The following is a 14,363-nucleotide window of genomic DNA, read 5'->3' on the forward strand; positions in this document are numbered from 1 at the left end:
CGCATGGGAGAGAACGGTTTGAGCCGGCGGCAGGCGCTCGGCTTGGGAGCCGGTGCCGTGGCGGTCGCGGGCGCGGCGGCGCTTCCCGGCACCGCGAGAGGCCAAGAGGCGCGGGAGTTTCGCCGGCGTCCCGCCGAGGACCTGGTGCCACGGCAGAACATCGGCATCCAGCTGTACTCACTGCGCGACATGCAGGCCGCCAGCGTGCCGAACACGATCAATCTGCTGGGTGGCATCGGCTACCCCGAGGTCGAGCTGTTCACCATGCAGGGCCAGACGGCTGCGACCTGGCGAGGCATCCTCGAGGGTGCCAACGTCCGGGCGCTCGCGGCGCACGTCGGCATCGACCGGTGGCGCAACGAGCTCGACGCGGTCCTCAACGAGGCCGAGACGCTGGGAATGCAGTACGTCGGCGTCCCCGGCATCTTCCCGAACCCGCCCGCCACGCGGTCGACCTATCAGGGGCTCGCGCGCGAGTTCAACCGCTACGCGGAGCGGGTCGCCGACCGCGGGATGCGGTTCTACTACCACAACCACAACTTCGAGTTCGCCCGCGACGGCGGGACGCGGCTCTACGACATCCTCCTCGACAGGACGGATCCCGACCTCGTCTTCTTCGAGATGGACCTCTACTGGACGGTCACGGCCGGCGTCGACCCGCTCGACTACCTCTCGCGCTACGACCAGTCGCGGTGGCCGCTGTTCCACGTCAAGGACCGCTCCGCTGCGGGGGAGTTCGCCGACCTGGGCGAGGGCAACATCAACTTCGCGCGGATCTTCCGCGAGCTCCAGAACAAGCACTACCACCACTACCTCGTCGAGCGCGATACCCAGGTCGACCCGGCGCGGACGGCCGCCGTCGGCTACGAGTACCTCCGCGACCTGCGGGGGAGTCGCCGGCGCAAGCCATATACGCCCACGGAAGCCGGCGGCACCGCGTCCGCCGCGCGGGCCGGGAGGACGACATGACCTCGATGTCGCGCGTGACGGCGGTCGTCGTCACGCTTGCCGCCGCGGTGGCGCTGCCGTCAGCGGCGAGTGCCCAGCAATCGCCGTTCGGTGACCAGTCGCAGTTCCAGAAGGTCACCCTCAACGACCGTCCCGGCGAGCCGATGAGCCTGGCGGTGCTTCCGGACGGGCGCGTGCTGCACGCCGCGCGCACGGGGGAGATCCGCCTGCACAACCCGCGTAACGGGACCAACAACATCGTCACCGACATGAAGGACGCCCCCCAGGGCCTCTATCAGCACGACGAGGAGGGCGTCCAGGGCATCGCCATCGACCCGGCGTTCGAGGACAACCGCTGGGTCTACGTCTACTACTCGCCGAAGCTCAACACGCCGTCGGACGTGCTCGGTACCGGCATCAATGAGGGCGATGCCCCGGAGGACCTCAACACGGACTTCGACCGGCAGCGGCTGACGCAGTTCAACGGCTACAGCCTGCTGTCGCGCTTCCAGTTCAAGAGCAACAAGCTCGAGTTCTCGTCGGAGCAGGAGATCCTGCGCGTGAACATGTCGCGCGGCATCTGCTGCCACGTCGGCGGCCAGATCGACTTCGACGGCGCCGGCAACCTGTTCCTGTCGACGGGCGATGACACCAACCCGTTCCAGTCGGCGGGCTATGCGCCGCTCGACGATCGCCCGACCCGCAACCCGGCCTTCGATTCGCGGCGCACGGCCGGCAACACCAACGACCTCCGCGGCAAGCTCCTGCGCATTCGCGTGGGGGAGACCGGCGGCTACACCGTCCCGCAGGGCAACCTGTTCCGGCCGGGCCAGGCGCAGACGCGGCCCGAGATCTACGCGATGGGCTTCCGCAACCCGTTCCGGTTCTCCGTCAACCGGCAGAACGGCGACGTCTACGTCGGCGACTACTCCCCCGACGCGCAGGTGGCGGATCCCGCGCGCGGCCCCGAGGGCATCGGCCGCTGGATGATCGTCCGCGAGCCTGCCAACTTCGGCTGGCCGTTCTGCATCACGCCGAGCCTGCCCTACGTCGACCACGATTTCACGCCCGATGCCCAGCAGTCCGGCGAGGAGTTCAACTGCAACGGGCCGATCAACGACTCGCTCAACAACACGGGCCTGCGGAAGCTCCCGCCGGTCGCGCAGCCCGACGTCTGGTACTCGTACAACACCTGGCAGGACCTGTTCCCGGAGCTCTTCCAGAACGCCGCCAGCAACGGCATCGGGCCGATGGGTGGCCCGGCGATGCAGTTCGATTCGCAGATCATCTCGCCGTTCCGGTGGCCGCGCGTGTTCGCGGGGCACCCGCTGTTCTACGAGTGGACGCGCGACTACGCGAAGGTCTTCGAGCTCAACCGCCCGAATGGCCACCAGCTGGCGGACATCCACCACCTGCTGGGCGGTGCCGCGAGCCAGACCCCCAACGTCGTGCTGGACAACCCGATGGACATGGAGTTCGGTCCGGACAACGCGCTCTACGAGCTCGAGTACGGCACGGGCTACTTCGCGGAGCTGCCCGCGGCCCAGTTGGCGCGCATCGACTACGTGCGCAACGGCCAGTACACCCCGGTCGTGCGTGGCTCGGCGACCCCGGCCACAGGAACGGCAGCGCCGCTCACGGTCAAGTTCTCGAGCGCCGGCACGTCGGACGCCAACGCGGACCGGCTGTCGTACACGTGGGACTTCGACTCCAACGGAACGGTGGACTCCCGCGTCGCGAACCCGACGTACACCTACACGGCGCGCGGCGTCTATGAGGCCACGCTCCGCGTGACGGATCAGACCGGCCGCTCGGCCTCTTGGCAGGTGCGCGTGACCGTCGGCAACCAGGCGCCGAGAGTGCAGCTCAGCGTCGTGAGCACCACGCCGCCGTTCAACTTCGGCGACACCGTGCACTACACGGTGACCGTGACCGACGACCAGCCGGTCGACTGCGCGCGCGTCAGCGTCGCCTACATCCTCGGCCACGAGTCGCACGGGCATCCGCAGACGTCGACCTCGGGATGCGAGGGCAACATCTCGGTCCCGATCGACCAGGCCCACGCCGGCGCAGCGAACATCAGCGCGGTGTTCGTCGCCACGTACTCCGACAACCCGGGCGGCGGCGAGCCGCCGCAGCAGGGCAGCGCCGAGGTGCGGCTCGCGCCTCCCGCTCCGCCTACGAACCAGGGATAGGACGAAGCGCAATCCGGGTGTCGCCGCGGGGCGGCACCCGGCCGCGCTAAGCGCTAAGGCCGCGGATCGTCCGTGAGGCCGGGCACCCGCAAGGCGTAGCCCCGGCCGCGGATCGTCAGGAGCCGCTCGGGATGGGACGGATCGCGCTCGATCTTCTTGCGCAGGTTCGCGAGGTGGGCGTCGCAGGCTCGCTCGTCGCCGACGTACTCCGTGTGCCACAGATGGCGCAGGATCTCGTTGCGGCTCCGGCATCGCCCCGGGTCTTCGGCGAGGAGCACGAGCAGGTGGAACTCCGACGGCGTCAAGTGAACCGGGCGTCCGGAGATGAGGACCCGGTTGCCTGCCGAGTCGATCTCCATGTCGCCCAGAACCCACGGGTCGGCGAGGCGAGCTTCGCGCCGGCCGAAAGCGAGAGCGAGAGCCAGCGAGCAGTGGCCGGCCAGCACGGTCAGAAACGTGCGGTCGTTCCCGGAGAAGCCGCGGTCGCGCGACCAGGTAAGGATCATCACCCCGAGCCTCCGGCCCGCATAGATCAGCGGGAGTGCGGCGAGCGCTCCGCCCCCGAATGCGTCTGAGCTGCCGGGCGCGCGGGGCGAATTCGAGAGCGCGTCTGCGACGGAGCGTAGGAACGTCGGTTCCTGTGTGTCGGCCACTCGGGCGATCAGCCCTGAGGCACCAGCGCGGAGGGCCGAAACCCGCTCGCGTGCCTCGCTGGAAATAACGATGTCATGGACGCGCTGCAGACCGCTGCCGTCCTCCGCCTCGAGAGCGACCAAGGCGGCGCCCGCAGCGACAGCCATCGTGGCCTCGATGGCAGCGACCTCCGCGATCTGCTTGACAGAGAGCGGCCCAGCGAGTTTCGTCGCCGCAACCTGCAGCGAGCGCAACAGGGGCGAGAGCCCGTTCGGGGCTGGTTCCGCATCTGCGTCGACCGCCGCCGGCAGAGCCCCGCTGTGGGAAAACGTTCGCACCGCGACCTACTGTAGGTAGGCTTTGGTGCCTTGTCAAGCAAAAGTCGACGACTTTTGCGACAAGTGTTCAGATATCAAGGTTCTGACTGGTAAAAGTAAGGCAGCTTTGTGCGGTGTGACGATCGCGCCCCACGACGCGGGACGGCGTGGTCGCCCTCATGTCGATGTCGCGAGCCGTTCGAGATACCGCACGACCATGCGCATGTCGTCCATGAGCTCGTCGATCGAGGACGTCTCCGGAAAGAACGGCTCGCCGATCACGACGCGCACGCTCTCCCGCCGGCGCCTTTCGGGCCGGCCCTTCGCGGCGAGCGGCACGATCGGGGCGTTGACCGCGAGCGCGGCGAGGGCCGCTCCGCATCCGTGCGGAGTGGCGGTCGCGCCTTCGACGACGAACGCCACCGAGCCACCGGCCTCCAGTTGCCCGGTCACGGCGTTGGTCGCGTCCGACACTTCCAGCGTCCGGAGGCCTCGGATCATCAGCTGGTGGGGCACGAGGTCGAGGATCCAGCGCTGGTTGGCGATGTAGACCGCGGGAGCGCCAAGCGGCCAGGCGTGGCCGCTGAGGTCCACGTAGTGGACGTGCGCGCCGGTCAATCCGCCGGCGCGTCGCGCCAGGGAACGCCACGCGCCCTCGCCGCGCGGCGGAGCGGGCACCGGTCGCGTCCTCACCGTGGGGTGGTCGGCGGCGATCCGGGCGATCGCGGCGCGGGCGGCCTCGCCGGGGTCGGCGGCGCCGTGCTCGGCGAAGTACACCCGCTTGCCGAGTGCCATCGATCCGAGTCGTCGTCCGATGCCGGAGCGGACGAGCAGCGCTCGCGCCTGCGCCGGCGAGGTCGCGACGAGCGCCAGGTCGAAGCGCTCGGCGAGCCCGTTGATCCAGAGGTCGGTGCCACTCTCGTCGACCGCGAGCCGCTCGACCTGCGCGCTCCGGCGCAGCGTGACGCCGAGACGGAAGAGGCAGTCGACCACGCCGCCGACCCGCGCGCGGGTCTCGAAGACGGAGGTCGCGTGGCGCGGATCCTCTCCCAGATGGTGGGCGGCGGAGAGCCCGGTCAGTCCTGCTCCGACGATCGCGATCCTCATCGTTCTTCCTCGGCTGAGCGCTGATTGCGTACTGTGCGCGTATGAGTCGTGTACCGCGGTGTCACGTTCGCGAACGCGTAGGCCACGACCAGTGACAGCTCGCGCTCCGTGTGCCCGCCGACTCGGGACAGATGCGCGAACCGCACGTGCGGGCATGCCGCGTCGCGCTCGTCGAGGCAGAGTGCCGGACACAGGAGCGCCGGCGTCCGGCGCAGGCGCAGCATGCTGGCCCGCAGGAAGCGCAGGCCGCGCTCGCGCACGTCGTTCGGAAGCCAGTCCAGCGCCGGGACCGGGATCGGCGACAGGTCGCGCGCGATCGCGTTGACCAGCACGGCGAACGCGGGCGGCGCGCCGGCGAACTGCTCGGTCAGGACCGTCGCCTCCGCCTGCGGGCCGCTGAGGATCACGAGGATCGGGCGCCCGCTCTCGATGCGGTTCCGGACCTCCTCCGCTTCCCGCGCATCAGGCCAGAGGTCGAAGCTCGCGACGCCCTGGTGACGGATCCGCCGCGGACCTTCGAAGACGATCAGGGCGTCGTCGCACTCGATCGCGGCGGGCAGGCTCATACCCGGCGACGCTAAGCCAACCGCGGACGCCTGGCATCGCAGGAAATGTATATCTGTCGCGGGTGGGCGGCATATATATGTCGCGACGCAGCTCAGCCGTCGTCGGAGCCGTCGACCACCCCGGCCCGGCGAGCGACCGCGGCCGCCTGACCGCGCGTCTTGACGTCGAGCTTGCCGAGGATCCGCGAGACGTGCAGCGCCGCGGTCCCTTCGGTGATGTGCAGCGCGCCGCCGATCTGCCGATTCGTCCGTCCTTCCGCGACGAGCTCGAGGACCTCTCGCTCGCGTCGCGTCAGCCGTTCCTCCGGGCCGGCGGACTCGAACCGGCGGACGACGGCGCGCCGCAGCCGTTTGCGGGCGACGAAGGCGTTGGCCCACTCCGCGAGCGGGGTCGCGCCCAAGGTCTCGGCGACCGTGAGCGCCTTCGACAGCGCGTGGGCCGCCGCATCGCGGTCGCCGTCGCCCTCGAGACGTGCCTCGGCCTCCCGGACGCGAGCGTACGCGGCGCGGTACGGGTGCTGCAGCCGGTCCCACTCGCACGCGATGCGATCCCACTGCTCGGCCGACGACGCACCGCGGGCGCGGGCGTACTCCGCGCGTGCCCCGGCCAGCTGCGCGCGGGCGGTCGGCGGCGCGGCGTCGTCGAGGAAGGCCGACAACCAGTTCGTGTGGCGCTCGGCGTCGTGCAGGGCCTCGACCGACGCTTCACCTCCCGCGGTCGCGACGTCCGCGGCCGCCCGGACGGCCACGGCGACGAGGGCCGGCGTGTAGAGCTGCTCCTCACGCCCGCTCACCCGGGCCAGCTCGGCCGCGGCGGTCGCGAGCGCCTGCTCGGGCTCGCCCGCCGTGAGTAACAGCTCGATCACGCACGCCGCGACGTACGCGGTCCATTCCGTCGCCGACGACTCGCGCAGATGCCCGCTGGCCTCGTCGAGCCAGGCCCGTGCGCGTTCGAACTCGCCGCGCCCCGCCGCGAGCTGGCCTGAGACGGTCAGCCGCAGCAGCGTCTCGCTCCAGGTCAGCGACGCCCCGGCGAGCCGGTCGATCCGGTCCTGCGCCGCGTCCCAGTGTCCGAGCTCGAATTCGTCCTCGGCGGCGTTGAGCGCGAAGTAGCGGCCGTAAGACGCCTCGACGCCGAGTCGCCGTGCCGCGCGCAGCCCGGCGGCCATGACCGCCAGGGCGCCCGGCAGGTCGCCGCGGAGGCGGAGGACCTCGCCGAGGTGCACGTAGGCCCGGGAGACGTCCTCGGGCCGCTCGAGCGCCTCGCCGATCCGCCGGGCCTCTTCGAGCTGCGCCTCGGCGGCATCGAACTCGCCGAGGTACGCGAGCACGAGCCCGAGGACCGAGCGCGCGAAGCCCTCCTCGGCGTCGGCGCCGGCCTGCTGCGCGACCGCCAGCGCGCGCTCGGCGCGTTCGCGCGCCTCGTCCCAGCGGACGCTCAGCGTCAGCGTGAGGCTCTCGTCGCCGAGCAGGCGCGCGCGCTCGGCGCTCGGCGTCTCGTCGAGGCACAGGAGCGCCTCGTTGTAGTAGGACAGCGACTTGTCGAGGTGGTGGTCCTGGTAGCGGCCGAGCCGCTCGAAGAACGTCGCCGCGCGGCGCGGGTCCGGGTCCTCGCCGAGCGCCGCCAGACCGAGCTGGCACCACTGGATCGGCAGGTCGTCGGCGCCGGCCCGGTAGGCCGTGTCGGCGGCGTCGAGCAGCATGCCGGCGTGGTCGAGGTCGGTCGCGTCGGCCGAGCTCCAGAGCGCGACGGCGGCCGTGTAGTGCTCGACGGCCTCGCTGTAGGCGTAGACGCCGGCAGCGGCGCGGGCGGCTTCGAGCGACGCCGCGAGCGCCGCGGCGGGCTGGCCGGCGGCACGCCACTGGACCGCCAGCTCGGCGGCGTCGGTCAGGTCAGGACGTTCGTAGAGCGCCTTGGCCACCGCGGCGTGCAGACCCTGGCGTTCGCCCGGGAGCAGCGCGTCGTAGACCGCCTCGCGGGTCAGGGCGTGGCGGAAGGTCAGTGTGACGCCGTCCGCTTCGATGACGTGCGCGTCGACGGCGGTTCGCAACAGCTTCGACAGCGCTGGTTCCTCGATCGCGACGGCTTTGGCGAGCAGGTCGTGCTCGATCGCGCGGCCGAACGCGGCGAGCACCTGCAGGACGTGCTGGGTCTCAGGGCTCAGGGTGCTGAGGCGCTCGAGCAGCGTGGCGGCGTGGCTGGCCGGGAGCGGCGCCTCGGCCATGCCGTCGTGAGCGATCAGCTCCTCGACGTAGAACGGGTTGCCCTGCGTGCGTGCCGTGATGCGGCGGGTGCTGGCCGGGTCCGCCGGGCGCAGCTGGATGGCCGCGATCTGCTCGCTGACCTGCGCGAGCGTGAGCGGGCCGAGCGCGATCGTCTCGACGGCCGGGCAGCGCTCGAGCTGGTCGACGTAGCGCTCCAGCGCCTGCAGGTCCCGTCCGTCGTGCAGGCGGTGGGTCGCGACGAGGAGGATCCGTTCGTGGCGCGCGTTGCGCGCCACGAACGACAGGAAGTCCAGCGTCGAGGGGTCGGCCCACTGGATGTCCTCGATGATCAGGACCACCGGCGCCTCGTCGGCCAGTCGCGCGAGCAGCTCGAGCAGGTACTCGTACTGGCGGCCCTGCGCGCCGCGTGACCCGTCGCGCCCGGCCGGCGCCTGGCGGCCGAGCGCCGGGAGCAGGCTCGCGAGCTCGGCGATCAAGGCATCCGGGAGCCCGCGCACCGCGGCCTCGAGCCGCTTGGCGGGGACGTCGCGCAGCGCGGCGACCAGTGGCCCGTACGGCGCCTCCTCACCGGCGATCGGAAAGCAGCTTCCGCGCAGGGTCAGCGCGCCGGCCGCCACGTCGGAGGACGCGAACTCCCGCACGAGTCGGGACTTGCCGATGCCCGCGTCACCTGTGACCAGGGCGAGGGTGAAGGTGCCCTCGACGGCGCGGGCGCAGAGCAGGCGCAGGCGCTCGAGCTGGGACTCGCGGCCGATCAGGCGCGGGCTCGTGATCCGCTGGGCCACCGGCGAAACCCTATACGCGCCGCGGAGGCTCCGTCGCCCGTCCCTTGACGGAAGTTCACCCCTGCCCGATTTACTCCAACCCGGGTACGCCGGTGCCGAGCGGGGCGGCCGTGCGGCCGCCCCTTGATCCACTCAGACCGCGATCTTGAACTGCCCGACCAGGCGCTCCAGGTCCTCGGCCGTGGTCGCGAGCTCCTGCGCGGAGGACGAGATCTCCTGCGCCGACGCGCTGGTCTGCTCGGTGGAGGCGGACACCTGCTCGGCGGACGCCGAGGAGGACTGCGCGACGTCGGCGACCTGGACGATGTCACCCTGCATCTGCTCGGTCTCAGCCGAGATCTGCTGCACCGACGCGGCGATCTCCACCACGCGCTGTGACATGTGCTCGACCGACGCCCCGATGCGCTGGAACGCGTCACGGGCCTCGGCGACGGTGCTGACGCCTTCGTCCGTGCGCTTGCCGCTGTCGGCGACGACCTGGACGGCCCGGCCGGTCTCGCGCTGGATCTCCGCGATCAGGCCGGAGATCTCCGCGGCGGCGGCCTGCGAGCCCTCGGCGAGCTTGCGCACTTCCTCGGCGACGACGGCGAAGCCCTTGCCCTGCTCGCCCGCGCGCGCGGCCTCGATGGCGGCGTTGAGCGCCAGCAGGTTGGTCTGCTCGGCGAGACCGGTGATCGTGTCGACGATGCCACCGATCTTCTCCGAGCGGGCCGACAGGTCCTGAATCGCTGCGGAGACCTCGCCGGAGGCCTCGGCGACCTGACGCATCGCCTCGGTGGCCGAGTTGGCGGCCTCGACGCCCTGGCCGGCGACGGCGAGCGCCTCATCCGCGGCCCTGGCCGTCTCCTCGGCGGTCTGGGCGGAGACGCCGGCCGCGCGAGCGGCTTCGGCGGCCGAGTGGCGAGCGGACTCGACGACCCGAACCTGCGTCTCGGCACCCTGCGCGACCTCGCCGACCGCGGACGCGATCTCCTCGATCGCGCGCGTCGTCTCGTCGGACGTCTGCGCCATCTGCTGCGAAGCGGCGGACACCGTGCCCGCGGAGATCGACACCTGGCCGATCGTCTCGCCGAGCTTGAGGCGCATGGCGTTGTAGGACTCGACCGACCGGCCCGCGTTGGAGAGCATCGCGTTGAAGGTGTGGCTGAGGCGGCCGAGCTCATCCTCGGAGGAGACCTCGACGGGCGCCGTGCTGGTGCTCACGGTCTTCGTCAGATCGCCATCGGCGCAAGCCTCGAGCCCGCCGGACAGCGCCTCGAGATCCTCCGTGTTGAGCGACTCCAGCCGCCGCTGCAGCTGGTGCACGGGGCGGGTGACCGAGCGCGTGACGATGATGGCCAGCACGAGGGCGACGAGCGCGCTCAGGATCGCGGCGATCAGGATCGAGCGCTTGGTGGCGGAGATCGCGTCGGAGGCCTTCTTCCCCTCGCCCGCGGCGTAGGCGACGGCGCCCTTGGAGCTGGCCTGCACGCCGGCGCCGATCTGCGCCTCGGCCTTGAGGATCTGCTCGGTGTAGAGCGTCCGCGAGGTCGTCCGCTCCTCGGCGTTGGCGACGGTCTCCTTGCGGGAGGCCTCCATCGCCGTGGTCGAGAGGTTCAGCAGCCCGACGTACCCGTCGCGCAGCTTCTTGACCCCGTCGGCCGCCGCCCGCGTCTGCGGGTCCTGCGCGTTGCCCAGCGCCGCCAGCATGGCGTCGAAGCCCTGCTTGTCCTGCGTGGCGAGCGCCGCGAACTGCTTGGCGACCTTGTCCTGGGCGGCGACATCGCCGTCATAGACGTAGAGGTGCTGGGCCAGCAGGTGGCCCTCCTGCGGCATGCGCGCCGCGATGCCGTCGACGACGGACGTGTACTGCGGTACATCGACGGCGAGGGCATGAACCTTCGCGTCGAGGTTGTCGGTTGACTTGAACGCGACGACGGAAACGACGAGCAGGCCCAGCGCGAGCGCGCCGAAGGCGATACCGAGCCGAACGGCCAGTCGCAGATTACGGAGTCTCTGCATGGGGTCCCTTGAGTGAGGCGGGTGCGGACAGGTGCTCCTCGTGTCATCGGCAGATAAGGCCGCTCTTTAGAGCCGCCTGATGAGAGGGATAATCTTTGTGCGTGCCCTGCGTCGTATCGCACGTGGTTCGAGGTCGGGTCTAGCTCGACGCATGGGCTCGCCGACCTCACGCAGCGGCGTCGTCGCGGTGCTGGTGCCGGTTGCCTTCGACCTCTACTTCGGGCTCGTGCTCGCCTGCGTGACCGATGCGGCCCACGAGCACGGGCTGCTGCTCTCGATCGCCTCGACGCAGCACGAGCACGCCCGCGAGCTGGAGCTCCTCGAAGAGCTCGCTGCGTCGACCGACGGCGCCATCCTGATCCTGCCGGAGGCATCGGGAGCAGAGCTCGAGCGCGCGGTGCCGAACGGGTATCCGCTGGCGGTCGTCGATCCCCGGGTGCCCGTCGGCGACCGGATTCCCTCGGTGGCGGCCGCGTATCGGCGGGGCGCGTATCACGCGATCGAGCATCTGCTGGCGCTCGGGCACCGCCGGATCGGGGTGATTTCCGGACCGCCTGGCTACGCGGCGTCCGTGGAACGAGCCGCGGGTTGCCGCGAGGCGCTGGCCGACGCCGGGCTGACGCTGGACCCGGATCTGTGGGTCGAGGCGGATTTCGAGATCGGGCCCGGCGCGGCGGGTGCGGCCCAGTTGCTCGACGTCGCCGACCCGCCGACCGCCATCTTCGGCTGCAACGATCCGATCGCCTGCGGCGCCCTGCGAGCGGCGCGCGAGCGTGGGCTTCGCGTTCCCGAGGACGTCTCGATCGTCGGATTCGACGATTTTCCGTTGGCCGCCGCGACCACACCCGCGCTGACCACCATCCGGCAGCCCATGGCGGAGATCGGCCGCGCGGGGGTCGGCCTGATCGTCCGCCAGCTGGGTGGCCGGCAGTCCAGGGGACCGCAGCTCGAGTTGCCGACCCGCCTGATCGTCCGCGAGTCGACCGGACCGGCCCCGGCGCGACGCGAGCCGGAAAGGTGACCAACGGCGACCTACCGGCTGCCCAGCATGCCGCGCTCCGCCGGATCGCCGCGCTCGCGACCGCGAAGGCGCCGGCCGCTGATCTGTTCGGGGCGGTGGTGCGCGAGATCACGACCGTGCTCGAGCTTCCACGCGGCTGGCTCTTCCGCTATGAGCCGGTCGCGGAGATCTCCGTCCTCGCTTCGGTGAACTTCCCGCCGTTCTCCGCGGGCAGCCGCTGGCCGCTGGACGGACCCAGCATGGCGGCGACGATCCTCGAGATCGGGCGGCCGGTGCGCGTCGACGACCATTCCGGGCTCGAGAGCACGATCGCGCGGCGGGTACGCGAGCTCGGCGTGCTCTCAATGTGTGGCGTCCCGATCCGCGTCGACGGCGGGATCTGGGGCGGTATCGGGGTCAGCCCGCAAGGGGGCGAGCTGCTGCCGGTGCGGGCGCCGGACCGCCTTGCCGCGTTCACCGAGCTCGTCGCGGGCGTGATCTCCGGCGCCGCCTCACAGGATCGCCTGGCGAGGCTCGCCGACCATCGGACCTCGCTGAGCCGCATCGCGACGCTGGTGGCCGAGGAGTTGCCGGCCGCCGAGTTGCTGGCGGCGATCATGGCGGAGGCGACGCGTGTGCTCGGGGCGTCGGCGATGTTCGTCGGTCGCTACGAGGCGGGCGACGCGATGACCGTGGTCGCGTCCGTCGACGCTCCGCGCTTCCCGGTCGGCAGCCGCTGGCCGCACGACGGCCCGAACCTGTCCGCGCTGGTCTATGAGACGGGGCGGCCGACGCGAATCGACGAATACTCCGAGCCGTCGAGCCGGTTGGCGGTGGGGATACGCGAGTCGGGGCTCGGGTCCGCCATCGGTGTGCCGATTCTGGCCGCCGGCCGGATCTGGGGCATCGGCTGCGTGGCGATGCGCGGCACCGGACCCCTCCCCGCGGGCACCGAGGACCGGCTGCAGGACTTCACCGACCTGCTCGGGCTCGCCATCGCCAACGCGGAGTCGCGCCGGCGCACGCGCAGGCTGGCGGCGGAGCAGGCCGCGCTGCGGCGGGTCGCGACCCTGGTCGCCGAGGGCGCCGGCCCCGCGGAGCTGTTCTCGGCGGTCGCCGATGAGGTGGCGCGTGTCCTGGACGTGGCCGCCGTCTGGGTCGTGCGCTTCGAATCCGGGACGACGTCGATCGTGGTCGCCTCGCGCGACGACGCGGACCTGCCGGTGGGCAGCCGCGCGTCGCTGGACCGCCCCGGCCTCGCGGCGACCGTCTTCGAGACCGGCCGTCCGGCGCGGCGCGACGAGAACGAACGCTCCTCCGCGGCCGCGGCCGAAGTCGCCGTGCCGATCATGGTCGACGGGCGCGTGTGGGGGATGATCGCCGTCGCGCTGCGGTCGTCGCGCGAGGCGCGGCCCGCGCACGCCGGCATCCTCACCAGCCGGCTCGTGCTCTCCGACGCCTCGGCGCACGAGGTCGAGAGCCGGTTGGCGGCCTTCACCGAGCTGGTCGCGACCGCCATCTCAAAGGCGCAGATGCACGATGACCTTCGCACGCTGGCGGACGAGCAGGCGGCGCTGCGGCGAGTGGCGACGCTCGTGGCCCACGGCGCCGCACCCGCCGCTGTCTTCGATGCGGTCACGGCCGAGACCGCGGCGCTCTTGGGTGCCGACGGGGTGATGCTGTGCCGCTACGCGGACGGCGATGAGATCACGATGGTGGCCCACCACGGCCCGGCGGCCGGCGAGCTGCCGCTCGGCTCCCGGATCGGCCGCGTCCCCGGCTTCGCCGAGCTGCTGGGTGCGCGTGCCGCCGTCGAAGCTCCCGTCACGATCGGCGGCAGGGCCTGGGGGCTGATCGTCCCGTATTGGCGCGGCGGTCAGCCGCCGGAGGCCGATCCCGAGCCGCGGCTGTCGCAGTTCGCGGAGCTGCTCGACACCGCCATCGCCAACGCCGACAGCCACGATCAGCTGACCGCGTCGCGGGCGCGCGTGCTGATCGCCGCCGACGAAGCCCGCCGCCGCGTCGTGCGCGACCTGCACGACGGCGCGCAGCAGCGCCTCATCGAAGCCATCCTCACGCTCGAGCTCGCCCGGGCCAGGGCGCCTTCCACAGATCCCGAGCGGGACTCGCTGGTCGCGGATGCGCTCGAACAGCTGCAGCAGGGGGTCGAGGGGCTGCGTGAGCTCGCGCACGGCGTCCTGCCCAGGGTCCTGACCAATTTCGGGCTGAAGGCGGGCCTCACGGGGGTGGTGACACGGCTCGATCTCCCCGTCGACGTCGATGTGCCCGCTGCGCGCTACCCCGCCGAGATCGAGGCGAGCGCGTACTTCATCGTCGTCGAGGCGCTCACGAACGTCTCCAAGCACGCGCGGGCGTCCCGTGCCGAGGTCCGCGTGGCGGCCGAGGGCGGCGTTCTGCGGATCGAGGTCCGCGACGACGGCATCGGCGGCGCCGACGCGTCCGGCCACGGACTCGTCGGCCTCGAGGACCGCGTGACGACGCTGGGCGGGCGGTTCGAGCTCAAGAGCCCGCGGGGCGGCGGAACCGCCCTGATCGCCACGCTTCCGCTGCCGTTCATGTAGGCG

At 71.6% G+C, this 14,363-nt stretch carries 9 protein-coding genes; 4 read left to right on the forward strand and 5 right to left on the reverse strand.

The window, feature by feature from the left end; genetic code table 11:
• The first annotated feature begins 3 nt into the window (after positions 1-3).
• Together OM076_RS06200 and OM076_RS06205 are read left to right on the forward strand one after the other, a co-directional pair.
• Positions 4-969 (forward strand): sugar phosphate isomerase/epimerase family protein, encoded by a 966-nt coding sequence (locus OM076_RS06200; RefSeq protein WP_270038616.1) that lies wholly within the window; start codon positions 4-6, stop codon positions 967-969.
• On the forward strand, positions 966-3,143 hold the full coding sequence (locus tag OM076_RS06205) for a PQQ-dependent sugar dehydrogenase (RefSeq protein ID WP_270038617.1): 2,178 nt from the start codon (positions 966-968) through the stop codon (positions 3,141-3,143). The genes OM076_RS06200 and OM076_RS06205 overlap by 4 nt, the downstream gene beginning before the upstream one ends.
• Positions 3,144-3,196: 53 nt before the next feature.
• On the opposite strand, the gene OM076_RS06210 is transcribed toward OM076_RS06205, so the two are convergent.
• The 5 genes from OM076_RS06210 to OM076_RS06230 form a co-directional block, all read right to left on the reverse strand.
• Positions 3,197-4,030: a winged helix-turn-helix domain-containing protein gene (locus OM076_RS06210; protein ID WP_270038618.1), complete on the reverse strand. Its 834-nt coding sequence runs from the start codon at positions 4,028-4,030 to the stop codon at positions 3,197-3,199.
• A gap of 240 nt (positions 4,031-4,270) precedes the next feature.
• Positions 4,271-5,200: an NAD(P)-binding protein gene (locus OM076_RS06215; RefSeq protein WP_270038619.1), complete on the reverse strand. Its 930-nt coding sequence runs from the start codon at positions 5,198-5,200 to the stop codon at positions 4,271-4,273.
• Positions 5,197-5,766, reverse strand: coding sequence for a hypothetical protein (locus OM076_RS06220; protein WP_270038620.1), 570 nt, complete (start codon positions 5,764-5,766; stop codon positions 5,197-5,199). Before OM076_RS06220 ends, OM076_RS06215 begins: the two co-directional genes overlap by 4 nt.
• A 92-nt stretch (positions 5,767-5,858) precedes the next feature.
• The gene (locus tag OM076_RS06225) at positions 5,859-8,777 is read right to left on the reverse strand and encodes a helix-turn-helix transcriptional regulator (RefSeq protein ID WP_270038621.1); all 2,919 of its coding nucleotides are present in this window, start codon (positions 8,775-8,777) and stop codon (positions 5,859-5,861) included.
• A gap of 132 nt (positions 8,778-8,909) precedes the next feature.
• A complete protein-coding gene (locus tag OM076_RS06230) occupies positions 8,910-10,778 on the reverse strand; it encodes a methyl-accepting chemotaxis protein (RefSeq protein ID WP_270038622.1) in 1,869 nt (622 codons plus the stop codon).
• A 151-nt stretch (positions 10,779-10,929) separates the two neighbouring features.
• Here OM076_RS06230 and OM076_RS06235 point away from each other — a divergent pair, with 151 nt between their 5' ends.
• The gene (locus OM076_RS06235; RefSeq protein WP_270038623.1) at positions 10,930-11,799 is read left to right on the forward strand and encodes a LacI family DNA-binding transcriptional regulator; all 870 of its coding nucleotides are present in this window, start codon (positions 10,930-10,932) and stop codon (positions 11,797-11,799) included.
• Positions 11,796-14,360, forward strand: a complete 2,565-nt coding sequence (locus OM076_RS06240; RefSeq protein WP_270038624.1) for a sensor histidine kinase — start codon at positions 11,796-11,798, stop codon at positions 14,358-14,360. Before OM076_RS06235 ends, OM076_RS06240 begins: the two co-directional genes overlap by 4 nt.
• The last annotated feature ends 3 nt before the right edge of the window (positions 14,361-14,363 follow it).

It is taken from the genome of Solirubrobacter ginsenosidimutans (genome assembly GCF_027587205.1).

What these genes read in the sequence shown, in the direction of transcription:
- OM076_RS06215 (WP_270038619.1), bottom strand. Translation starts at nt 5,200, where the DNA reads ATGAGGATCGCGATCGTCGGAGCAGGACTGACCGGGCTCTCCGCCGCC.
- OM076_RS06220 (WP_270038620.1), bottom strand. Translation starts at nt 5,766, where the DNA reads ATGAGCCTGCCCGCCGCGATCGAGTGCGACGACGCCCTGATCGTCTTC.
- OM076_RS06200 (WP_270038616.1), top strand. Translation starts at nt 4, where the DNA reads ATGGGAGAGAACGGTTTGAGCCGGCGGCAGGCGCTCGGCTTGGGAGCC.
- OM076_RS06230 (WP_270038622.1), bottom strand. Translation starts at nt 10,778, where the DNA reads ATGCAGAGACTCCGTAATCTGCGACTGGCCGTTCGGCTCGGTATCGCC.
- OM076_RS06205 (WP_270038617.1), top strand. Translation starts at nt 966, where the DNA reads ATGACCTCGATGTCGCGCGTGACGGCGGTCGTCGTCACGCTTGCCGCC.
- OM076_RS06235 (WP_270038623.1), top strand. Translation starts at nt 10,930, where the DNA reads ATGGGCTCGCCGACCTCACGCAGCGGCGTCGTCGCGGTGCTGGTGCCG.